A 23095-nucleotide genomic window follows, 5' to 3' on the forward strand; every position below is an offset into this window, starting at 1 on the left:
AAACATGATAGCTTAAGGGATTTTTATATCTTCATGTAGTCTTATGGTCTCAATATTCCAAAAACAAAAACGTGGAAAAAATTGATATTTTATTTGGATACGGGTACAATATTAGAACGAATGTTCTTATCTATCTTTTCAAAAGAATGGAGGCAATTTTTTATGTATGTAACAATTAAAGATTTTATAAGAGAATGGAATTGGGAGGCGAACTTAACGCAAAAGGTTTTGGAAGGGCTAACCGATGAGTCTCTAAAACAAAAAGTTTATCCGGAAGGGCGTACGCTCGGAAGAATTGTTTGGCATTTTACAACTAATATTCCGGAATATTTAGTGCATTTTGGTTTGAGAATGGAATTAGTCGAAAATGCAGATAAAGTTCCTGATTCGGCGAAGGAAATTGCGGATACTTTTAAAGAAGTGAGCGCTCGTGCAGCGAAAGTCATTCAAGAACAATGGACAGATGAATCACTGAAAGAAGTGCAAATTGCTTTTGGAAGAGAAGAAACAAATGCCCAAATATTAATGGGGCTTATTAAACACATTATTCATCATCGTGGACAAGCAACAGTACTAATGAGACAAGCAGGGCTAAAACCGTTTGGCGTTTATGGGCCGCCGAAAGAAGATTGGATTAATCTAGGAGTAGAGGAACCACCACTATAATTTCATAGGAGGATTTTAAGATGGTATTGAAAAAAATTTCACCAGAAGAATTGTTCCAAAGAATGCAGCAAGGTGAGCAACTCACGATTTTAGATGTTCGAGATCAAGAGAAATATAATACCTTCCATATTGAAGGGGAAAACATCCAATCACTTAATATCCATAAAACAGAGATTTTCGAGTTAGAAAATAATCAAGATAAAAACATATCAGCTTTACCTGAGAAAGGCGAAATCATTGTCACTTGCACAACAGGCAATTCCGCAACAAAATGTGCAAACATTCTATCCAAACATGATTATGATGTAGTTGTATTAGATGGGGGACTCACAGCTTGGAAGGATTATTTAAAGAAGTAAGTCGTAAGACATTTTAATGTTGCATAGTAGCTGTGGGTATTGGATTGGCTTTCTGAAAAGTTTGCTTTTTTGGCGGATTTACATTGAGGATAGAAGTTAATGTGTCTGAATGGAAGACATACTATCCTGTCTTGGAAGCACTTTGGCAGGATAGTTTATTATTTTGGCGTGCCTATTTCATCTTTAGTATTACAAGATATCCGCTAAGGTGAAATTGGCAATCAACCAAAAACGGATATTGGGGCATGTGATAATAGTCAAAGTCATGACAATAATAGTCAATCATCAAGGGATAATAGCCAAATTTGTGAACATAATAGTCAATCGAAAAAAATCTACACTTGAAAAGAGCGATAATAGTCAGAATCGAGCTGATAATAGTCAAGCTCCGGAAGATAATAGTCAAACTTGCGAATATAATGGCCAATCGACAAAAAATGGCTTTCGGGTCATGTGATAATAGCCAAAGTCATGACAATAATAGTCAATCATCAAGGGATAATAGCCAAACCTGTAAACATAATAGTCAATCGATCAATTTCATAATAGCCAAGTAAAAGAGCGAATGAGAAAGCTGATCTCTTCATCACTTTCTACATTCGCTCTATCACTTATATCAATTAATTCCCCAACGCTTGTAGTGGAGCTGGAATGCGTCCACCTCGGCGGATGATTTTTTCAGAGCTAAATGGATTTACGCCCATCACAGGTGCTCGTCCAAGCAGGCCGCCAAATTCCACCATTTCGCCTTCTTTTGCGCCAGGCACAGGGATGACTCGAACGGCTGTTGTCTTTTTATTAATCATACCAATAGCCGCTTCATCTGCAATCATTGCAGAAATGGTACTAGCAGGTGCGTCTCCCGTAATGGCAATCATATCAAGCCCTACTGAACATACGCATGTCATCGCTTCCAACTTTGATAAGCTTAGAGCACCTTCTTCAATACCACGAATCATGCCGTTATCTTCACTAACTGGGATGAAGGCACCGCTTAATCCACCCACATAGGAAGAAGCCATCGCTCCGCCTTTTTTCACTGCATCGTTCATTAATGCAAGGGCGGCGATTGTGCCGTGTGTACCAACACGTTCCAAACCAATTTCTTCTAAGATTTCAGCAACACTGTCGTTCATTGCATTTGTTGGTGCCAGTGACAAATCCATAATGCCGAATGGGACCCCTAAGCGTTTTGCTACTTCTCGGCCAATTAATTCACCAGCGCGGGTAATTTTAAATGCGGTTTTCTTAATAATATCTGCCACTTCACCTAAGTCCGCATCTGGATAACGCTTTAGTGCATTCAACACAACTCCTGGTCCGGAAACTCCGACATTCAACACAACTTCTCCTTCACCGGATCCGAGGAAAGCTCCTGCCATAAACGGATTATCTTCTACAGGGTTGCAGAACACAACAAGCTTTGCACAGCCGAGACCCGATTTATCTTTTGTAAGCTCTGCTGTTTCTTTAATGATTTCACCTAATTGACGAACTGCATCCATATTGATGCCGGCTTTTGTTGTTCCAACAGAAACGGATGCACAAACTCGCTCCGTGACTGCTAGAGCTTCTGGTAGGGCATCAAATAATACTTGGTCTCCCTTCGCAATTCCTTTATGCACGAGGGCCGAAAATCCACCGATAAAGTCAATACCGAGGGTTACAGCAGCACGGTCTAATGTTTTGGCAAGTTCCACTGCTTGATCTTTTGTTGCATTGCCTAGAAGATCTGCAATTGGGGTCACGGCAATACGTTTATTAATAATAGGGATGCCGTATTCTTTCTCCACTTTTTCAGCTGTTGTCTTTAAATCTTTTGCGTAGTGAGTGATTTTATCATAAATTTTTTGATTCATTTTATCGAAATCGGAATTTGCACAGTCTCTGAGATTAATCCCCATCGTAACTGTACGGATATCCAAGTTTTCAGTTCGAACCATTCGGATGGTTTCCATCATTTCTTGAATTTCAAAATTCATATTTGCACGTCCTTTCACACACGCGTATTGTCAAAAATTACTTAATAAAACTTACGTTTTTGTTGATATAACTAGTTTTATATAAAAAAAACTTGCCACCCCCTTAAAATTAGGGTATTTATGAGGTAACCACACACTCAAAAATCCCTAATAAAGGAAGTGACAAGTTGTTACCTCAATTATTAACCTATTTGCTTGAATATATCAAGTACCAAGATCAAATGATTCGAACATTACTTACCCTTCTGATTGGAAAAAACATGTTTGATAAGCCAACTGAAAAGCCTGTCAATAAGCCTTATCAAAAACTCCAGGTGGATGAGCTGCCAATCATTGAAACTCTACAAAAGCTCGATTATCAAATTCTTCTCAAAGAATATTTGGAGAAGAACGGGAAACCTCTCAAACCTGTTCAGAGGCGTTCCAATTCAAAAGGTAAAGTACCTTCATCCATGAAATGTCCAAGGTGTGGTGCTCCGTCAGATTATCTTTATGCCAATAACGGAGGTAAAGGACAGTATCAATGCAAGGTGTGTGCGTGTCTGTTTAATAAAAAGAATCAATATGCCAAGGAGGCTATACTAAAATGTCCACACTGTTCGAAAACACTCGAGAAGATCAAGGAAAGAAAAGATTTTCTCGTATTTAAGTGCAAAAACAATGACTGTCCGTATTACAAAAAGAAACTGCAAGGAATGTCTAAAAAAGAGAAAAAGCAGTTCGAAAAGGATTCTCCGTCTTTTAAAGTTCGATACATATTCCGTCAGTTTCAAATTGATTATCAGCCGTTAGCCAAACATTCACCTAAGAAGCCAAAAGTGGATTTGTCCAGGCTTCATGTGTCACCGCACACATTGGGGCTCATTTTAACCTACCATGTAAACTATGGCTTATCGGCTCGGAAAACAGCTGCACTGATGAAGGATGTTCATGGCGTACCCATCTCTCACCAGAGTATATTGAATTACGAAAACAGCGTAGCACTTCTTCTCAAACCTTATGTGGATCATTATCCTTACGAGCTTTCTGATCAATTCTGCGGAGACGAAACATACATTAAGGTGAATGGTCGTTGGCATTATCTTTTTTTCTTTTTTGATGCGGTAAAGAAAATTATTCTGTCCTACCCTGTTTCTCCAAATCGTGATACGGTATCAGCCATTCGTGCGATTGATGAGGCCTTATGGAAGATGAAAGAGATCCCGGAAGACCTCACCTTTGTCGTAGATGGCAATCCGATTTACCTTTTAGCACAACACTTTTTTGCCCAGCACGGTATTACGTTTGATGTGAAGCAGGTCATTGGACTAACCAACGAAGACCAGGTTTCAACGGAATACAGACCGCTAAAACAAATTATTGAAAGACTGAATCGAACATTTAAGGGCAATTACAGATCGACACACGGATTTGGATCCGATCACGGATCCGTTTCTTATGTGACTTTGTTTGTGGCTTATTTTAATTTCTTGCGGCCACATTCAGCCCTGGAAGGCAAAGTGCCTGTAGTTATTCCAGAGCTAAAAGGACTGCCGAATATGCCTGCACGTTGGACAAAACTGATTGGTTTAGCTCAACAATGGCTAGTAGAGCAAACTGCCTAACTTTTTGTTTAGCAGAGCCCTTACCAGCATCGGCGAAGCGAACTCTTGACAAACCGAACCAGTCAATGGTTTAAAATGGGAATTGGCAAGGGCTTCTTTGGTGTGCCTTCTTTTTGTTCCCTTCGCCCTTGTTGGTTCGAAATCAAACCATTGACGTGTTTGTCAAGAGCGATTGCGGCGGCATTTCCTCTAGTTTCGCTAGATCACATCCCTCCAAAACTAAGTTTTCATAGATTTTTTGACACTACCCACACACGATGCATTGCTTGGAAAATTTCTTCAAGTTGTACAGTAATGACAACGCCAATTGATTGACCAAGTTCATTAAGTTCTTGTTGTAGAGTTTCAAGATTAGGTAAATCGGTCACATCAATCACCATCATCATTGTGAAGAAATCTTGTAAAATCGTTTGGCTGATATCTAAAATATTGATGTTTCGATCTGCAATCACAGTCGTTACTTTAGCGATAATGCCAACTTGATCTTTTCCAATGACACTTACAATTGCTTTTCTACGTTCACTCATTTGTTTCACCTCAATTGATGTAATAAAAAAGAGATTGGCTTCCCAATCTCAAACACAAAAGAATAATAAGGTTTATCATTCTTCTGTCCTTTTGCCTGAGATTGTGAATCCTTCGGCGCCACAAAACGTGGTCTCTCCAGAAGCTGCTCCTGCGTGTAGTTTTACCCACAGCATTCATCGCTACACCTATTCAGTTCCAATACTAAAAGATACTAACACCTTTGGAACAATTGGTCAACAAAAAATATATTGAAATTTTTCATAAAAAGGAAAATTCAATCTATGATTCAAAATGTAGATTAAATGTTTTTTTTCGTAAAGAAGAGGGAATATATGAAATAAAACATGAGATTCATAAATGGAAGGATTGACAAAAAAATAAGTGCATGATATATTTATCTCGAATTCAAAATAAATTAATTCAAAATAAAATAATCATATATATCTTGAATTCAAAATAGGATAATATGGGAGGTATGAAAATGGCGAAGTGGGTTGTTGACAAATCACACTCAGAAATTGGTTTTGAAGTAAAGCATATGATGGTGTCAAAGGTGAGAGGGCATTTTGATTCTTATACGGCTGAAATTGAAGCGGAAGATTTAACGGATCTGACAACTGCTACAATTGCATTTACCTTTGATGTTGCGAGCATTAATACAAAATCAGAAGATCGCGATAATCATTTAAAATCTGCAGACTTTTTTGATGCGGAAAAATATCCAACAATTACGTTCCAATCCAAAATGATTACGAAAACAGATGATAACGAATATGAAGTGACAGGGGATTTAACAATTAAAGATGTAACAAAACCAGTCACATTCGAAGTGGAGTACAATGGTAAAGGGAAAAACCCTTGGGGCGTGGAAGTTTACGGATTCGAAGCGGAAGCAAAAATCAACCGTGAAGAATTCGGTCTTACATGGAACGCTGCCCTTGAAACAGGTGGCGTATTGGTAGGAAAAGATATTAAAATAAAAGCAGAATTAGAAGTGAACCCTGCAAGCTAATTAGTGGGGGAAGAAGAGGGTGTCTAGAAAGCGAAAACTTTCCAGACACCCTTACTTTTTGATAATAATTTTTCTTTTACCGAACATTACTCCGGCGGGAAACATATCTTCGTCGCAAAGGTGTTGACTCAAATAGAGAACTTTTATTAATTATGAAGGAAAGAAAAAGCTTATTGTTTTAAAATGATGCTCAAGCGAAAAAAAGCTTGTTGCACTCATGGCAACAAGCTTTTTGATTCTATTTTTTATTCAATACACTATGCGTCCTTCCATACACAAAATACACTAATAAACCAATAATCATCCAGATAAGACAAGTAAACATTGTGAATGTAGATAATTGGACGATCATGAAAATACAAAGGAGGCAAGAAAGAATTGGCACAATTGGGAACAATGGTACTTTAAATCCTTCTTTTAATCCATCAATTTTCATTTTTCTAATAAAGATAACGCCAATCGATACAGCAGCAAAAGCAATCAATGTACCGATATTCACAAGTTCTGCCAACTTATCAATCGGAATAAAACCAGCGAATAAAGATACAAATATTGCATAAATCCATGTATTTTTTAACGGGATTTTACGGCGAGGGTGAATTTCTGATAACACTTTTGGAAGCATTCCGTCACGAGCAAAGGAGTACACTAAGCGAGTACCTCCGTAAAGCATAACGAAAATCACCGTCATCATACTAATGACTGCTCCGAGCGAAATAACACCAAATACCCAATCAAGATTTTTCATTTCCATCGCATAAGCAACAGGATTTCCTACATTCAATTCTGTATATGGAACCATCCCTGTTAACACAAGGGAAACGGCTACATATAAAATTGTACAAATCACGAGCGTTCCGATAATTCCAATTGGCATGTTTCGCTGTGGATTTTTTACCTCTTCAGCAGCGGAAGATACCGCATCAAAACCTAAATAAGCAAAGATTACTAGTGCCGCTCCTGATAAAATCCCACCAAAACCAAATGGCATAAATGGTTGCCAGTTGTCAGGCTTCACATAAAACATTCCAACAAGAATAAAGAGTAAAATAATCCCTAGTTTAATGAAAACCATGATTTTATTTAATCGGTTAGACTCTTTCATTCCTAATGATAGGAAGGAAGCTAAAAGTAAAATAATTATAATGGCTGGTAAATTGATATATGTTCCGTTTGCTGGACTGAATGGACCTGATAATGCTTGCGGTACGTGAATGCCAAATCCTTCAACAAGAGATTGAAAGTAAGCAGACCAACCAGTTGCCACTGCTGCAACAGCTAAACCATACTCAAGCAAAAGACTCCATCCGATTATCCAAGCGATTAGCTCGCCAAAGATCACATAGGAATATGTATAGGCACTACCAGCTACTGGAATCGATGAAGACAATTCCGAATAACATAAGGCTGAAAAAGCGCATACAATTGCTGCCAAAATAAATGAGAAAACGATGGCAGGACCTGCATGAACAGCAGCTACAGTACCTGGTAAAATGAAAATCCCTGTTCCGACAACTGCTCCAACACCAAGAGCGATTAAATCAAATGAATTCATTGTTTTATTAAACTGTGATGTGCCTTTTTGATTCAATAATTCGCTTAAAGATAATTTTCGAAATAATTGATTTTTCATAGCTCATTCCATCCTATTTTGATATAATAATTTATTTATTGGTGATTTTTATTACTTAAAAATAAAATCGAATAAAGTATAGCACTTTTTCGCGTTGAAGTGTTGAATAATCAAAAAGTTATAATTTTTAATTAATTAACAAATTTCTGATTATTATATCAATTTTTGTTATTGTAATATAACAATATAAATTATTCCCATCCTTATTAAGTTGTCCTACATTTTAAAAACATATTCAAAGCATGTGAAGCATATCTAGTAAGGCTCTCTCATACAATGGGGAAAGTGTAATTAACTTGATAGAACATTATTAGAAAAGGGAGAATCAAAATATGAACATATTTATATGGATGGGGATATTTTTATTGCTATTTGGCGTTTATTTTTCAAAATGGACAGCCTTCGCACTAATTATTTCCATTGTCGGATGCACGGTCATTTTTGGGGGATTTATCTTAAAAGAACGGCAAAAAATAATGAAAAAAAGCCATTAAAACAATGGCTCCTAGTTTAATCGATAAATAATAAAACGTTCTTGCCAATTTTTTTCGTGCAATGTAGGAATGGGAATTTCCATTACTTTTTCAAAAGGAGTGTAATGATTTATATAATCGATGTAGTCATTTGATGGATAGTATAAAATTACGTCCACAGGTCGCTTTTTCTCTTCGATTGAGAGCATGATATGATGTAGCACTTTCATAAATATCTGCAAGGAAAAAGGGTTGAAAAAATAAAATTTATTTTCTGTCGGTTGAATTGGGTAATCTTGAGCGAAACAGCGGAGAAACTGGATTTTATCTTCCTTTTTTTTAAACTTCTTGCAATATCGTTCTCGGTTTTTCATTGCTTCTTTTATGAATTGCTCGTTCATGTCGATACCCAAGACAGACGCATTTGTTTTGTAGTGGAGGAAAATGCTTAATCTCCCTAATCCACAGCCAAAATCGACAATGGAGTCGTTCTCGTTGATTTGATAATTTTTTAGCAATTCTTCTAAGGCAGAATAAGGAGTGGGTTCATAGCGATTATAATGAATGGATTGATAGATACCGTTATTCGATCCACAAGTTTCAATATGGAGGAAGCGATCATATTCTGTTTCGTTCATCATTATTCTCCCATCTTTATAAGGTGTTTTTTAGTATATCGAAGAGGTGAAAAGGTGTACATCCTTTTAGTTGGTTTGTCAAAGTTTATTCACGATGAAAAGAGTAGAACATAGTATAATATAATTAATTAACGGTTTACATAGTGAAGGAGTGCGCACATGTTCAAAAAATTATTCGGTCGAAAAAGTGAACCTTTCAAACATAGAGTTGAATTTTGTGTATCGAACAAGGCTTATTGCCATCCAGATGTATACGATGAGTTGGAACAGAGAGAAGATGTAATAGTGGAAGATACAGGGTGTAATTCCTATTGTGAAATTTGCGACGGTCATTATTATGCCCTTGTTAATGGCGAGCCAATTTCAGCAGACAACGCAAAAGAGTTATTAGAAAAAATCGATGAAGAAATCAAGTTGAATCCGATTGAGTGAAGAGCCGCAATTTGAAGAAGCAAACAGGTGGTTTACAGTTTTCTTCGATGAATACAGAATTCCTCTAGAAGTAACAGTTCAACCGTTTTTGCATATATCAAAAGTGAACGAATCTTCTGCAACGGAGGGAAGGAAATGGGTTATTATCCCATGGGTTATGGATTTGAGCAGATCTTAATCAATATTTTATATTATTTAGGTGTCTTCATTATTATTGCAACAATTGTTTGTGTCATTTACGGCTTCATATACAGTTTGATATTCGGGGCGGGCGTTTAAGGAATTTCCTTAAGCGTTTTTTTTATTTGATCGAAAAATGACAATCACTTGACGATTTTCGTAAAAGCCTATTTTTATAGAAAAGATGTTATATAATAAAGATGTAAATGAAATACAACTTTAAGTTCAGCAAACTGTTTGGAGGAATAGTTTATGGAACAAAATGAAAAAGCAGAACGTCTAAAAAATATGTTAGATGGAGAATTTCAACCATTGCATGAAAAAATTGATCGGCTTGAAGATGAAGTGAAATCCTTGCAAGAAGACATAAAAAGCCTAATGAAGTTGCTTTCATCAAAGGAATAATTTTTCCGACTTTACAAAAATTATAGCCCAACTTTAACCTCATAACGTCTCTTTTCTAAAAGGCTGTCCGTAAAGACCGTTAACGGTTTGCGGTTCAGCTTTTTTTAAGCCATTTTTCTCTCTTGCAATGAAATACAAGCTATTCTTCCCCCAAGTCAATTTCATTCTCATATGCAAGATGTGTTTTCTCCCAGAAACGAAAATTCCTATCAATTTATTGAATTTTTTCTCCTCACAAACAATAGTATATATCTAAGCATTTTCGTTTTATCTCGCACAGAAAAGCTAGTTCATCTTCTTTCAATAAATTTATTCAACATTCACCTTTTGTTAATTTTTACGTTACTATAAGGTGGAAATCCAATAAAAATATGCTCCGCAAATAAAATTAGAGAAATTATGACATAATTTCAACAAATTTATAAAAATTATTCATTTTAATTATTACTTTTTAACCTTAATTATTGCTTTTTGTTAATATGATATTATAAAAATAGTAAAAAATTAGTGTTATTTCCAAGAGCGCTTAAGTATGGATAATAGAAAAATGGTATTTTTTGGATATTTTTCGTTTTCTGTAAAGGAGCATTAATGATTTATGGATGATAAAACAAATGTTTCGTTCAATGTTGAACAGCAAATTGACATACAAAGTTTGGCTGAAGAATTGAAAGAATTAAAAGAACTGAAATATGCATTAGATAAATCCTCTATTGTCGCTATTACGGATGCACAAGGAAGAATTACATATGTCAATGAATTATTTTGTGAAATTGCCCAATATTCTCGAGAAGAATTAATAGGGAAGACTCACCGTGTCATCAATTCTGGTTTTCATTCAAAAGAATTTTTTAAACAAATGTGGAGTGAAATAGGAAAGGGGAACATATGGAGAGGCGAAATAAAAAATAAAAAGAAAGATGGCTCTTATTATTGGGTACATGCGACTATTGTTCCTTTTTTAAATGAGAAAGGAAAACCATATAAATATCTCTCCATTCGAACAGATATTACGAAAGAAAAAGAATTGGAAGAAGAACTAGAACGAAGCTACAAAAAATATGAGTTAATCGCCGAACATTCCGACAACTTTGTAGCGTTAGTTGATGCAGATGGTGCTTTTCATTACGTCTCTCTAACATTCCAAATACTACTACATTATGATTTAAAATCATTAGAAAAACAAAATGTGTTTAATTTGATTCACTTGGAAGATTCAGAACTGTTAAAAAAGGAAATCCAAAAATTATTGAATATGTCCAAAGAGAAATCTTCGCGTAAGTTGGAGTTTCGATTGCTCCATGGTGATGGGGGATACATTGATGTGGAAGCGACGATTAAAATCATTCATAATGATGAAAATCCGTTAAACAATTTAGTACTAATTGTCATGAGCGACATAAGTGTTCGTAAAGAAGTAGAGCAGAATCTTTATCACTTAGCTTATCATGATAGTTTAACAAATTTCCCTAATCGTCCAACTTTTATGAATGAGCTTCGATCGTATGTTATGGATGTTCGATTAACGAATAAAAAATTTTCTATCTTATTCATTGACTTAGATAATTTTAAATTAATCAATGAACAACTTGGGCATGATAATGGGGATTTAGTCATTGTGAAAGCTGCTGAAAACATTCGAGAATCAATTCGAGAGATCGATTTAGTGGCTCGAATGGGCGGTGATGAGTTTATTGTACTGTTGCGTGATATTAAAGACGAACAAGATACTATTAACATAGTGAATAACATAATTGAGAAGTTTCAAAAACCCATTGTTGTAAACGGAAAGGACAATGTATTGACTTGCAGTATTGGAGTAGCTTCATATCCTGAACATGGCACAACACCGGAAGAGCTTATTAAAAACGCAGATTCTGCTTTAACTCAAGTAAAACAAAAGAGTAAAAACAATTATGCTGTTTACAATAAAAAATTGGAGAATATATCCTTAGAGCGACGCATTATTGAGAATGCTATGCGAAAAGGGTTAAACGAACATCAATTCTTTTTAGAATATCAACCAAAATTCAATATTCATAATGATGAGATTGTCGGTATGGAAGCGTTGGTTCGCTGGAATCATCCAGATTTAGGAACAATTCCTCCGGGGAAATTTATTTCTCTTGCTGAAGAAACAGGCTTAATTATTCCATTAGGGGAATGGATTTTAAATGAAAGCTGCAAACAAGCAAAAGAGTGGCGAGAAAAAGGTTTCGGGGAGTTAATTGTGTCTGTCAACGTTTCGGTTCGTCAATTGCAAGATCCAAAATTCGTTCAACAGGTAGAGCGAGTGTTGAAGGAGACCGGATTTAATCCGAAATTCCTTGAGTTGGAAGTGACGGAAAGTATTTTTGCAGATTTAAATTGCATAACTCCGATATTGAAACGCCTTCGCAGTCTTGGAATTCATATCTCGGTGGATGATTTTGGCACGGGATATAGCTCATTAAGCTATATTAAGCATCTTCCAATTGACACGTTAAAGGTAGATGCTTCATTCGTTAAGGATATTCATAAAAATGAGGAGAGTAAAGCTATTGTAAGAGCAATAATTAATTTGGCAGAAACAATTGGGTTAAAAGTAATTGCGGAAGGCATAGAAATTGAAGAGCAAGTGAGAGCGCTTCGCAATGATGGTTGTATCTTTGGGCAAGGCTATTTTTATAGCCGTCCATTGAGAAAAGAAGCATTTGAAGAATATATCCGTAGTAAAGGTTTTATTACATCTTAATTAAGTAATATAGTTTGATTGTACAAAATTTGGAGGCTGGGACATAAACAAAAAATTAAAGGGACAGTTGAAAGTGTTTTGATAAAAAATTGATATAACTAAAAATTGATTGTAGTGACGGGGCGAGTGCTCCTGTCGCGCACGCTTAGTCGCAAAGCGGAGCAAGTTCAAGGAAGTAAATTCAAAGCTTTCCTGCGAGCCCTCTCGAGACACCACAGGAGCGAAGGAATGAATCAGAGGAGGCTCGAGCCGGGCCCGCGGAAAGCGTCCCCGGAACGGAAATCAATATTTGTCCCAACCATTTTCTGAGTTTTCATCTTTGTTTTATATGAAAATAATTTTGTCTTACTTTATAAGAATAAAGAAACTGAAATATTAATAGAAATTCTCTGTTAAAATACTATTTTATAAAAATAGTTCATCAAATAGCATTTCTATATAAAATTTAGTTAGTTTTTTCTAAATATTCTTTTAACAATTGTTAAAAAAGTATTATACTATTTTAAATAACAGAATTTTTTTTCTGAATATTCAACAAAATATTGGAGGCTTTACTATGACAGAAATAACAGTAGAATTAACAGACAAACCGAAAGAAAAGCCAGCTCCGGACGAACTGGGCTTTGGACATTATTTTACTGATCACATGTTTATAATGGATTATACAGAAGGGAAAGGATGGCACGACCCTCGCATTGTGCCTTATCAAAAAATTTGTCTAGAGCCATCCAGTATGGTATTCCATTATGGCCAAACAGTTTTTGAAGGCTTAAAAGCGTATCGAACACTAGATGGAGAAGTTCAGTTATTCCGCCCTGATGCAAACTTTAGACGATTAAATCATTCCAATGAACGATTAGTCATCCCACCAGTGGATGAAGATCTTGCATTAGAAGCGCTAAAAAAATTAGTGGATATTGACCGGGATTGGGTACCGGATGCACCAGGAACTTCTTTATACATTCGTCCATTCATCATTGCAACTGAGCCGTTTTTAGGTGTACATCCTGCTAAAAACTATTTGTTTATGATTATCTTGTCTCCGAGCGGTTCTTATTATAAAGAAGGTATTAATCCACTAAAAATTATGGTAGAAGAGCGATATGTTCGTGCAGTAGTGGGTGGAACAGGTGAAGTAAAAACAGGTGGTAACTATGCAAGCTCCTTAATTGGACAAATTAACGCTGAAAAAGAAGGTTACTCTCAAACATTATGGTTGGACGGTGTTGAAAAACGCTATATTGAAGAAGTAGGGAGTATGAACATCTTCTTCAAAATTGATGGTAAAGTCATTACGCCAGCGCTTACAGGAAGCATCTTACCTGGTATTACGCGTGATTCGATGATTAAAGTTTTACAATCTAAAAATATCCCAGTAGAAGAACGACGTATTTCAATTGATGAAGTAGTGGAGGCTGCTCATAACGGAACGCTAGAAGAAGTATTTGGGACAGGCACTGCCGCGGTGATTTCACCAGTAGGGGAATTAAAATATTTAGACCATCGCATCATCATAAATGACGGAAAAATCGGCGAAGTATCTCAAATGCTCTATGATACGTTAACGGGCATCCAATACGGAAGAATTGAAGATCCATTCGGATGGACTGTACGCGTATAATTTAATTTAATGTTCTACTCGCACCTTTCGCTAAGGTGCGAGTTTTTCAGTTTTCATCTTGTGCATTTTCAACGGCAAATATATTGAGGAGTTTGACTATTATCTTTTAGGATTTGACTATAAAGTTCTAGACTTTGACTATTATCGTTCCTTACGAGAGCCGATTTTATTCGGATGGCAAATATATTGAGGAGTTTGACTAATATCTTTTGGGATTTGACTATAAAATTCTAGACTTTGACTATTATCGTTTCTTACGAGAGCCGATTTTATTCGGATGGCAAATATATTGAGGAGTTTGACTATTATCTTTTGGGATTTGACTATAAAGTTCTAGACTTTGACTATTATCGTTTCTTACGAGAGCCGATTTTAATCGGATGGCAAATATATTGAGGAGTTTGACTATTATCTTTTGGGATTTGACTATAAAGTTCTAGACTTTGACTATTATCGTTTCTTACGAGAGCCGATTTTAATCGGATGGCAAATATATTGAGGAGTTTGACTAATATCGGATGAAGAATGGCTATTATTGTCGCTGCTTTGACTATTATCTCTTATAACAAGTAAGGCAAATTTTATAAAAGAAAGGGGATTGTCTAAAATGCCAACGATACCTATTTATCAAATAGATGCATTTACAAGTGAACCATTTAAAGGGAATCCAGCAGCGGTCGTTCCTCTTGAGAATTGGCTTTCAGATGAAATAATGCAACAAATTGCGGCGGAAAATAATTTATCAGAAACAGCTTTTGTCGTTCATCAACAAAATGAAGAATACGAGTTACGTTGGTTCACACCGAAAACTGAAATCGATTTGTGTGGACATGCTACATTAGCAACAGCATTTGTCGTTTTTCAATATCTTAACCGGTCCATGACACAAGTAAAATTCCATACAAAAAGCGGTATCTTAACCGTGACAAAGAATGGTTCCTTGTTAACGATGTCGTTTCCATCTCGGGAAGGGCAGCCTTGTGAAATTCCAGAAGCTCTTGTGAAAGGTTTAGGCAAAAGACCGAAAGAGGTGTATGTAGCTAGGGACTATTTAGCGGTGTTTGATACAGAAGAAGAGATTCGAAATCTAAATATCAATGTGGAAGAATTAAAGAAATTAGATGCTTTCGGCGTAATTGTGACTGCGAAGGGGAAAGAGGTTGATTTCGTTTCTCGATTTTTTGCACCAAAGGCTGGAATAGATGAAGATTCGGTGACAGGTTCCGCCCATTGCACATTGGTTCCTTATTGGAAAAGAGTTTTAAAGAAAGGGGAGTTCACAGCGTTGCAATTGTCCTCCCGTGGAGGAAAACTTTTGTGTAAAGATGTAGGAGATGAAATTCAAATATCCGGCGAAGCGGTTGTTTATTTAGAGGGGAAAATATTTATTTGATGGAAGAAGGTTATTAGGATGCAAAGGGGGAAAAAACCCCCTTTTCCAGTTAGATATTTTGAAAACGGCCATTCATATGGAATACTAGAACGGCACTTGCCTTATACTTGAATTCTTTCTTTTCCACTTACCTTATGATTTATCATGAGAGGAATCAATAAATATAACGCATACGCAAAAGACATCCATGCAGTAAATGCAATAACTTGCGAATCATCTAATTTCGGAAAAACGATATGATGAAAGGATAACGAAAATGTATCTAATACTAAACCAATAATAGTACCGATTAATCCAAACTTTAATGGTGCATTATTGGTCTTATCAAAGATGTGATAAACATAAGTTACACCCCACAATAAAGCTGCAGTTCCAACTAATAATAGGGTAGTGCTAATCAAAAACTTATTCGTACTTGGGCTAAAGAGAACATATTCACCGAAAAATCTGAAAAATAATGTGGCAAATAACCAAACTGCCAACCCCCACATAGCTGTGAAGAAGTAATTTTTCATTATTTCCCCTCCATACCTTTCAACGTATTGTCAAAACTTTATATAGAAATAGGTTATAGAATCCTATATTAGAGGGCTTTATAAGCAAAAAACTTGCCACCCCCTAAATTCTAGGGTATTAGTGAGGTAACCACACCAACACAAAATCCCTAGAAAGGAGAAGTGGCAAGTTGTTACCTCAAATTATAACCTATTTACTTACTTTTATAAACTTTCAAGAACAAATTATTCGAACTCTACTTACCCTACTAATTGGAAGAAGCATGTTCGATAAACCCAAAGAAGCTCCTGTTAATCAGCCTTATCGAAAGCTTCAAATTGATGATTTACCTATCATTGAAAAGGTAGAAAAGCTCGATTATCAGCTTTTATTAACGGAATATCTTCAATCCAAAGGAAAACCGTTAAAACCAGTACGCCGTCGAGCCAATTCTACGCCCGTACCGTCTACCTTATGTTGTCCGAAGTGTGGTGCTCCTTCTGCGTATTTGTACGCAAATAACGGAGGAAAAGGACAATATCAGTGTAAGGTGTGTGCGTGTGTTTTCAATAAAAAAAGTCGTTATCAGAAAGAGGCCATTCTTAAGTGTCCTCACTGCCTTAAAACGCTTGAAAAAATTAAAGAACGAAAAGATTTTCACGTGTTTAAGTGCAAAAATGATATGTGTACCTATTATCAAAAAAACTTGAGCGCCATGACTAAAAAAGAGAAAAAACAGTTTAAAGAAGATCCACAATCGCTGAAAGTTCGCTACATTTACCGGAAGTTCCACATCGACTATCAACCGTTATCCAAACAATCACCAAAGCAGCCAAAAGTCGATTTATCAAGATTGTATGTTTCACCGCATACACTTGGGCTCATCTTGACGTACCATGTCAATTACGGATTATCGGCCCGTAAAACGGCAGCGATCATGAAGGATATTCACGGCGTGTCTGTCTCCCATCAAAGTATCCTAAACTACGAAAACAGCGTCGCATTATGGCTCAAGCCTTATATTGACTACTTTCCGTATGAGCTGTCGGATCAATTCTGTGGGGATGAAACGTACATCCGGGTCAACGGTCGTTGGCATTATCTGTTTTTCTTTTTTGATGCGGTCAAGAAAGTCATTCTTTCGTATCCAGTGTCACCAAATCGCGACACCGCAACAGCAATACGAGCGATTGATGAAGTACTAGTGAAGCTGAAAGAAATACCCGAAAACCTACAATTTGTAGTAGATGGTAACCCTATTTACTTGTTGGCACAGCATTTCTTCGCAGAAAACCACATATCGTTTGACGTAAAACAGGTCATCGGGCTAACAAATGAAGATGATGTCTCCAGAGAGTATCGACCTCTCAAGCAAATCATCGAGAGACTAAATCGCACGTTTAAAGGAAATTATCGATCGACACACGGCTTTGGTTCTGAACAAGGTTCTGTTTCTTTTGTGACATTGTTTGTGGCTTACTTTAACTTCTTGCGCCCACATTCTTCACTTGAAGGTAAAGTGCCAGTAACAATTCCAGAATTAGAAAAGCTACCAACCATGCCAGCGAGATGGACAGCCCTTATTGGGTTAGCTCAAGACTGGATTCAACAACAGTCAGCCTAACTTTTGTTTAGCTGAGCCCTATTCAGCTATCGGCGAAGCGAACTCTTGACAAACCGAACTTACCAATGGTTTAAAATGGAAAAAGTCAAGGGTTTATTTAGCATGCCTTCTTTTGTTCCCTTCGCCCTTGATTGACCTCTGAATAAACCATTGGTGTGTTTGTCAAGAGCGATAGCGTGGCATTTCCACCTAATAAATGGTAGGTAGTATGAACCGTGCTAGTTTTTCATAGAACTTTTGACACTACCCCTTTCAAATGACTAAGCCCATTAATGAAATGCTCGAGTTCTTTGTATATTTGATCAATAGGCAAGTCTTTTTGTAATAATGCTTGCAATGCCAATCCATCCACTACAGCATTTAATAAAATCCCCCATGTTTCAAAAGAAACGCCTTTTATTGGTGATTCCATCCACAAGTTTGATAATTTCTCGGACAGAGTTTTATTTTCTAACTGGATGATTTCGCCAAGTTTACTTCTTATCTCATCGTTGTTAAAACTGGAAGCAACCAATGAAATAAATAATTTATGGAAAAACGATTCATATGAACAACGACTTTTTGCTGATGCAATCGCTTGCTCCATCATATTTTCTTTATTCTCCGCTATTTCCCGCCAGCTGTTGTCACAAATGTCCTGAACAATATCAATTAACAATTGTTCCTTCGTTCTAAAATGGTAGTAAATTGTGCCTTGTGTTACACCTGCCGTCTCAGCCACTGCTCTTAAGGTGAAATTTTCAATCCCTTTATTCACTAAACATTCCTTCGCATATTTAATCAGTTCACTTTTACTGATACCATTAGGTTTTGCCATTTCATCACCCCATCTTAGTTATTCAACTAACTAACTTAACATTATAATAACAACGAATATAAAACATGACAATCAACTTGTTAAATATTTTGCTTATCAATTTATATACGTATATCTTTAAGAGGGATAATTCTTTATGTATATCATTCCTGAAAATTACAACTAAACACCCAAAAATAAATACTAAAGTTGGAATTAGGATTCCTATATCGAAAGCAATTAATAGAACGGATAAACCCATTAAAACTCCACCAATATAAGAAATCCAATTCCACATTGATTTGTCCCCATTTCGTTATTGATTTTACAATAAATCCCTAAAAATCCAGAACCCATACAATTTCATCCTAGGAGTAGTTTATTGCTTTTTCGATTGAAATAGTAGGCAGTAAAAATCTATAATTACTAAAAGTTTACATGAAGGTGATAAAGTGAAATTTCGTTTGTTCATTATAGTATTAGCAACTCTAATATTAGCTGCTTGTAACAATCAAGTGACAAAGAGTAATACGATTAAGCAAAAAAATTAATCCGATGAAGAACGTAACAGGTTAATGGCAGCAGTTGGGGGAAAGATTTTTCATTATGAATACAAAGCGGAAAAGGAAAAATTATTGCGGGTATGGGTGGAACGTTATGAATACGGAAATTTAGTTGAGCAGGTTGGAGACATCGGGGGAATCATTGAAAATGAAGAGGGAGAAATTCTCGTTTATTTTCTAGAAAATCTTGAGTGGGAACACTATTATTTGCGTAGTGCAATTATCAATGAAACAGGTCATTCTATGTCGAGTAGCCATATTTCCAAACCGGGTGAAACTTTAGAAGTGGGATCTTGGAGTTCGATTGTCAGTGATGAGGTTCCTCTGACAGAGGATGTAGTATTAGGGTATATGGGACTTTTTGAAGCACATGACGGGAGCTCGATAAGTGTCCGTACTAGTCAATCACCTCCTCAAGAATTGGTTGAGGAGAATACACATATTCCTGTACTTTACCTCATTCGAGCTTCATTAACGGATGATACCGACTTGGACGTCGAGTAGGAAGGTGGAATGATGATGAAGCGTTCGGAAAAAACATTAAGAGTTTGTGAGAAGGGTCATCGATATTATAAAAGCAGTGATTGCAACACTTGTCCAACTTGTGAAGCAGAACGAAAACCAACAGAGGGTTTCTTAGCTGGATTTTCCGCCCCGGCAAGAAGAGCACTTGAAAGCCAGGGGATTACAACTGTTGAAGAACTTTCGAAATATACGGAGAAAGAAATCATGTCCCTTCATGGCATTGGTAAAACTGCGCTTCAGAAAATGAAAGAGGCTTTAGATGAAGCGGGATTAAGTTTTAGTAAGGAATAATTTTAATCTTGAAACTTTTTCCATTTGTCATCGTAAATAAATGAACACTCTCTAATATCGGGCTTTATTTTAAAATTTTTTCTCATCGTCGACTTCACAAACAATTGCATTCGATGAAATTTCCGCATGGTCGTTACTTTTCATTATTATTGCTGCTTCAATTGCCTTCTAAAAATTCAGGGTAGTGTCAAAAAATCTATGAAAACTTAGTTTTGGAGGGATGTGATCTAGCGAAACTAGAGGAAATGCCGCCGCAATCGCTCTTGACAAACACGTCAATGGTTTGATTTCGAACCAACAAGGGCGAAGGGAACAAAAAGAAGGCACACCAAAGAAGCCCTTGCCAATTCCCATTTTAAACCATTGACTGGTTCGGTTTGTCAAGAGTTCGCTTCGCCGATGCTGGTAAGGGCTCTGCTAAACAAAAAGTTAGGCAGTTTGCTCTACTAGCCATTGTTGAGCTAAACCAATCAGTTTTGTCCAACGTGCAGGCATATTCGGCAGTCCTTTTAGCTCTGGAATAACTACAGGCACTTTGCCTTCCAGGGCTGAATGTGGCCGCAAGAAATTAAAATAAGCCACAAACAAAGTCACATAAGAAACGGATCCGTGTGTCGATCTGTAATTGCCCTTAAATGTTCGATTCAGTCTTTCAATAATTTGTTTTAGCGGTCTGTATTCCGTTGAAACCTGGTCTTCGTTGGTTAGTCCAATGACCTGCTTCACATCAAACGTAATACCGTGCTGGGCAAAAAAGTGTTGTGCTAAAAGGTAAATCGGATTGCCATCTACGACAAAGGTGAGGTCTTCCGGGATCTCTTTCATCTTCCATAAGGCCTCATCAATCGCACGAATGGCTGATACCGTATCACGATTTGGAGAAACAGGGTAGGACAGAATAATTTTCTTTACCGCATCAAAAAAGAAAAAAAGATAATGCCAACGACCATTCACCTTAATGTATGTTTCGTCTCCGCAGAATTGATCAGAAAGCTCGTAAGGATAATGATCCACATAAGGTTTGAGAAGAAGTGCTACGCTGTTTTCGTAATTCAATATACTCTGGTGAGAGATGGGTACGCCATGAACATCCTTCATCAGTGCAGCTGTTTTCCGAGCCGATAAGCCATAGTTTACATGGTAGGTTAAAATGAGCCCCAATGTGTGCGGTGACACATGAAGCCTGGACAAATCCACTTTTGGCTTCTTAGGTGAATGTTTGGCTAACGGCTGATAATCAATTTGAAACTGACGGAATATGTATCGAACTTTAAAAGACGGAGGATCCTTTTCGAACTGCTTTTTCTCTTTTTTAGACATTCCTTGCAGTTTCTTTTTGTAATACGGACAGTCATTGTTTTTGCACTTAAATACGAGAAAATCTTTTCTTTCCTTGATCTTCTCGAGTGTTTTCGAACAGTGTGGACATTTTAGTATAGCCTCCTTGGCATATTGATTCTTTTTATTAAACAGACACGCACACACCTTGCATTGATACTGTCCTTTACCTCCGTTATTGGCATAAAGATAATCTGACGGAGCACCACACCTTGGACATTTCATGGATGAAGGTACTTTACCTTTTGAATTGGAACGCCTCTGAACAGGTTTGAGAGGTTTCCCGTTCTTCTCCAAATATTCTTTGAGAAGAATTTGATAATCGAGCTTTTGTAGAGTTTCAATGATTGGCAGCTCATCCACCTGGAGTTTTTGATAAGGCTTATTGACAGGCTTTTCAGTTGGCTTATCAAACATGTTTTTTCCAATCAGAAGGGTAAGTAATGTTCGAATCATTTGATCTTGGTACTTGATATATTCAAGCAAATAGGTTAATAATTGAGGTAACAACTTGTCACTTCCTTTATTAGGGATTTTTGAGTGTGTGGTTACCTCATAAATACCCTAATTTTAAGGGGGTGGCAAGTTTTTTGCTTATAAAGCCCTCTAATATAGGATTCTATAACCTATTTCTATATAAAGTTTTGACAATACGAAATTCAGAAAGGGGAGTAAAAAATGGATATCAATCAATTAAAAAAAGCAATTTCAAATCTCAGCGAGCAGGAAGTCAAAAGTTTATTACATTTGATTATGATCCGTTCTGAACATATTGATGAAGACTTCCCAGAATTTATGCAATCCTTGAAAAACGCCCTTATTAAAAGAGAAAAAACACCGAACATGAAAAATCCTGAAACCATCCATATTGTATTCGGTGCTTCCGCAGCTGGTGGTTTGAAACACGCTTTTAAAGATCAACAAACAGAGGAAATCATCGAATTACCGGATTATTTTGCAGAAGGTCCATTGAAACATTATCATACCCCAGAAGGTTTCGAACAACGTTATCAATGGTTTAAAGAAAACTATCAGTGGGATTCAGAGCATGCAGAGTGGTACAAGTTTAAAATGAAAGAAGCGTTTGAAAAAATTCAATCGATTAACCCTAGGCAGCGAGTGGTGATTTGGACTTCTTCAAATGCAAGTGAACAAACAGGATTACGCCTAGTGCTTTATTTATTGAAAGAAAAAACAAATGCGGTGTGTAAAATCAATACGTATGAAGCTTATCACAAACTTTACAAAGGAAAAGAAGAAGATTTTCCTCGCCATACGGGAGAATTAAATATTGAACAGTTGCGTGCATGTTACGAACTTGTAAAAATGAAGGAATTGACGGTAGAAATGCGCCATTCTTTAGCAAAAGAAGGGGAACAATTATTCACTTCCGAGTCGATTTTACGAACGTATAAAAATGGGCAAATTTTGAGCGCTGAAAGTAATCGGGATGACGAGTTCATCATTGAAAAATTGAAGGAGATTCATGAAACGCAAGGGAAAAAGGATTTCCTTAAAGCTGCTAGATTAATTGGAGAAGTGCTTGGTCATATGCAGCAGCATACGAGCTATGAATGGCTTGAGTACCGCTTGCGCCAATTAATTGCCGAAGGGAAAGTAGAATATCAAGGTGAACTCCGAGGCATGAGATATTATGAGGTCAAATTGAAGGAAGCGCTTGTTGGTTAAAGCATGTTTATACATGCTTTTATTATTATAGGGTGGCGTTATTTTATTGCTCTTCATTGTATGAATTTGTGATGATGCAAGTATTTAGCGGTAAACCGCAAGTAATTATCAAGT

The 23095-nt window shown here is 36.6% G+C and carries 23 protein-coding genes and 1 riboswitch; of the genes, 15 read left to right on the plus strand and 8 right to left on the minus strand.

Features of this window, described 5'->3' with window-relative positions; translation table 11 throughout:
* Positions 1-162: 162 nt before the first annotated feature.
* Positions 163-666: a DinB family protein gene (locus tag NST98_RS14890; RefSeq protein ID WP_016837391.1), complete on the plus strand. Its 504-nt coding sequence runs from the start codon at positions 163-165 to the stop codon at positions 664-666.
* 20 nt (positions 667-686) lie between these two features.
* The gene (locus NST98_RS14895; protein ID WP_340432398.1) at positions 687-1025 is read left to right on the plus strand and encodes a rhodanese-like domain-containing protein; all 339 of its coding nucleotides are present in this window, start codon (positions 687-689) and stop codon (positions 1023-1025) included.
* 620 nt (positions 1026-1645) lie between these two features.
* Here the strand turns inward: NST98_RS14895 and NST98_RS14900 are convergent.
* Positions 1646-3007 carry a PFL family protein gene (locus NST98_RS14900; protein ID WP_016837388.1) on the minus strand — a complete coding sequence of 454 codons (1362 nt, stop codon included), beginning with the start codon at positions 3005-3007 and terminating at the stop codon, positions 1646-1648.
* Positions 3008-3174: 167 nt separating this feature from the next.
* Here NST98_RS14900 and NST98_RS14905 point away from each other — a divergent pair, with 167 nt between their 5' ends.
* The gene (locus NST98_RS14905) at positions 3175-4611 is read left to right on the plus strand and encodes a DDE-type integrase/transposase/recombinase (protein WP_340714312.1); all 1437 of its coding nucleotides are present in this window, start codon (positions 3175-3177) and stop codon (positions 4609-4611) included.
* A gap of 227 nt (positions 4612-4838) precedes the next feature.
* On the opposite strand, the gene NST98_RS14910 is transcribed toward NST98_RS14905, so the two are convergent.
* A complete protein-coding gene (locus tag NST98_RS14910; protein ID WP_340715437.1) occupies positions 4839-5138 on the minus strand; it encodes an ACT domain-containing protein in 300 nt (99 codons plus the stop codon).
* A 73-nt stretch (positions 5139-5211) separates the two neighbouring features.
* Positions 5212-5288, minus strand: a riboswitch (glycine riboswitch).
* A 332-nt stretch (positions 5289-5620) separates the two neighbouring features.
* Between NST98_RS14910 and NST98_RS14915 the strand changes: the two genes are divergently transcribed.
* Positions 5621-6151 carry a YceI family protein gene (locus tag NST98_RS14915; RefSeq protein ID WP_340704560.1) on the plus strand — a complete coding sequence of 177 codons (531 nt, stop codon included), beginning with the start codon at positions 5621-5623 and terminating at the stop codon, positions 6149-6151.
* Between the two features lie 238 nt (positions 6152-6389).
* Here NST98_RS14915 and NST98_RS14920 read toward each other — a convergent pair whose 3' ends face one another.
* Positions 6390-7784 carry an amino acid permease gene (locus NST98_RS14920; protein WP_016837385.1) on the minus strand — a complete coding sequence of 465 codons (1395 nt, stop codon included), beginning with the start codon at positions 7782-7784 and terminating at the stop codon, positions 6390-6392.
* A gap of 332 nt (positions 7785-8116) precedes the next feature.
* Between NST98_RS14920 and NST98_RS14925 the strand changes: the two genes are divergently transcribed.
* The gene (locus tag NST98_RS14925) at positions 8117-8278 is read left to right on the plus strand and encodes a hypothetical protein (RefSeq protein WP_157782643.1); all 162 of its coding nucleotides are present in this window, start codon (positions 8117-8119) and stop codon (positions 8276-8278) included.
* 11 nt (positions 8279-8289) lie between these two features.
* Here NST98_RS14925 and NST98_RS14930 read toward each other — a convergent pair whose 3' ends face one another.
* Positions 8290-8895, minus strand: coding sequence for a class I SAM-dependent methyltransferase (locus NST98_RS14930; RefSeq protein ID WP_016837383.1), 606 nt, complete (start codon positions 8893-8895; stop codon positions 8290-8292).
* Between the two features lie 159 nt (positions 8896-9054).
* Here NST98_RS14930 and NST98_RS14935 point away from each other — a divergent pair, with 159 nt between their 5' ends.
* The 3 genes from NST98_RS14935 to NST98_RS14945 all read left to right on the plus strand — a co-directional run bounded on the left by NST98_RS14935 (position 9055) and on the right by NST98_RS14945 (position 9912).
* Positions 9055-9327, plus strand: a complete 273-nt coding sequence (locus NST98_RS14935; RefSeq protein WP_016837382.1) for a DUF1450 domain-containing protein — start codon at positions 9055-9057, stop codon at positions 9325-9327.
* 135 nt (positions 9328-9462) lie between these two features.
* A complete protein-coding gene (locus NST98_RS14940) occupies positions 9463-9606 on the plus strand; it encodes a hypothetical protein (RefSeq protein ID WP_016837381.1) in 144 nt (47 codons plus the stop codon).
* Positions 9607-9759: 153 nt separating this feature from the next.
* Positions 9760-9912: a hypothetical protein gene (locus NST98_RS14945; RefSeq protein WP_340704555.1), complete on the plus strand. Its 153-nt coding sequence runs from the start codon at positions 9760-9762 to the stop codon at positions 9910-9912.
* A 39-nt stretch (positions 9913-9951) separates the two neighbouring features.
* On the opposite strand, the gene NST98_RS14950 is transcribed toward NST98_RS14945, so the two are convergent.
* Positions 9952-10083 (minus strand): hypothetical protein, encoded by a 132-nt coding sequence (locus tag NST98_RS14950; protein WP_340715438.1) that lies wholly within the window; start codon positions 10081-10083, stop codon positions 9952-9954.
* A 427-nt stretch (positions 10084-10510) separates the two neighbouring features.
* Here NST98_RS14950 and NST98_RS14955 point away from each other — a divergent pair, with 427 nt between their 5' ends.
* The 3 genes from NST98_RS14955 (at position 10511) to NST98_RS14965 (ending at position 15660) form a co-directional block, all read left to right on the plus strand.
* A complete protein-coding gene (locus NST98_RS14955) occupies positions 10511-12646 on the plus strand; it encodes an EAL domain-containing protein (protein ID WP_340715439.1) in 2136 nt (711 codons plus the stop codon).
* A 556-nt stretch (positions 12647-13202) separates the two neighbouring features.
* Complete coding sequence (locus NST98_RS14960) at positions 13203-14267, plus strand: branched-chain amino acid aminotransferase (protein ID WP_340704552.1); 1065 nt, start codon at positions 13203-13205, stop codon at positions 14265-14267.
* A gap of 607 nt (positions 14268-14874) precedes the next feature.
* Positions 14875-15660, plus strand: a complete 786-nt coding sequence (locus tag NST98_RS14965) for a PhzF family phenazine biosynthesis protein (RefSeq protein WP_016837377.1) — start codon at positions 14875-14877, stop codon at positions 15658-15660.
* Positions 15661-15761: 101 nt separating this feature from the next.
* Here the strand turns inward: NST98_RS14965 and NST98_RS14970 are convergent, their stop codons facing one another.
* Positions 15762-16175 (minus strand): DUF5367 family protein, encoded by a 414-nt coding sequence (locus tag NST98_RS14970; protein ID WP_340715440.1) that lies wholly within the window; start codon positions 16173-16175, stop codon positions 15762-15764.
* 170 nt (positions 16176-16345) lie between these two features.
* Between NST98_RS14970 and NST98_RS14975 the strand changes: the two genes are divergently transcribed.
* Positions 16346-17779 carry a DDE-type integrase/transposase/recombinase gene (locus NST98_RS14975; protein WP_340714442.1) on the plus strand — a complete coding sequence of 478 codons (1434 nt, stop codon included), beginning with the start codon at positions 16346-16348 and terminating at the stop codon, positions 17777-17779.
* A 226-nt stretch (positions 17780-18005) separates the two neighbouring features.
* Here NST98_RS14975 and NST98_RS14980 read toward each other — a convergent pair whose 3' ends face one another.
* Positions 18006-18596 carry a TetR/AcrR family transcriptional regulator gene (locus tag NST98_RS14980; RefSeq protein ID WP_340715441.1) on the minus strand — a complete coding sequence of 197 codons (591 nt, stop codon included), beginning with the start codon at positions 18594-18596 and terminating at the stop codon, positions 18006-18008.
* A gap of 554 nt (positions 18597-19150) precedes the next feature.
* On the opposite strand from NST98_RS14980, the gene NST98_RS14985 reads away from it, so the two are divergent.
* The gene (locus tag NST98_RS14985; RefSeq protein WP_340715442.1) at positions 19151-19642 is read left to right on the plus strand and encodes a hypothetical protein; all 492 of its coding nucleotides are present in this window, start codon (positions 19151-19153) and stop codon (positions 19640-19642) included.
* A gap of 15 nt (positions 19643-19657) precedes the next feature.
* Positions 19658-19954 carry an RNA polymerase alpha subunit C-terminal domain-containing protein gene (locus tag NST98_RS14990; protein ID WP_016837372.1) on the plus strand — a complete coding sequence of 99 codons (297 nt, stop codon included), beginning with the start codon at positions 19658-19660 and terminating at the stop codon, positions 19952-19954.
* A gap of 429 nt (positions 19955-20383) precedes the next feature.
* Here the strand turns inward: NST98_RS14990 and NST98_RS14995 are convergent, their stop codons facing one another.
* Complete coding sequence (locus NST98_RS14995) at positions 20384-21802, minus strand: DDE-type integrase/transposase/recombinase (protein WP_340714909.1); 1419 nt, start codon at positions 21800-21802, stop codon at positions 20384-20386.
* 168 nt (positions 21803-21970) lie between these two features.
* Here NST98_RS14995 and NST98_RS15000 point away from each other — a divergent pair, with 168 nt between their 5' ends.
* Positions 21971-22981, plus strand: coding sequence for a DUF1835 domain-containing protein (locus tag NST98_RS15000; RefSeq protein WP_340715443.1), 1011 nt, complete (start codon positions 21971-21973; stop codon positions 22979-22981).
* Positions 22982-23095 lie beyond the last annotated feature (114 nt).

This window comes from Ureibacillus sp. FSL W8-0352, assembly GCF_038004345.1.
Classification (GTDB): domain Bacteria; phylum Bacillota; class Bacilli; order Bacillales_A; family Planococcaceae; genus Ureibacillus; species Ureibacillus thermosphaericus.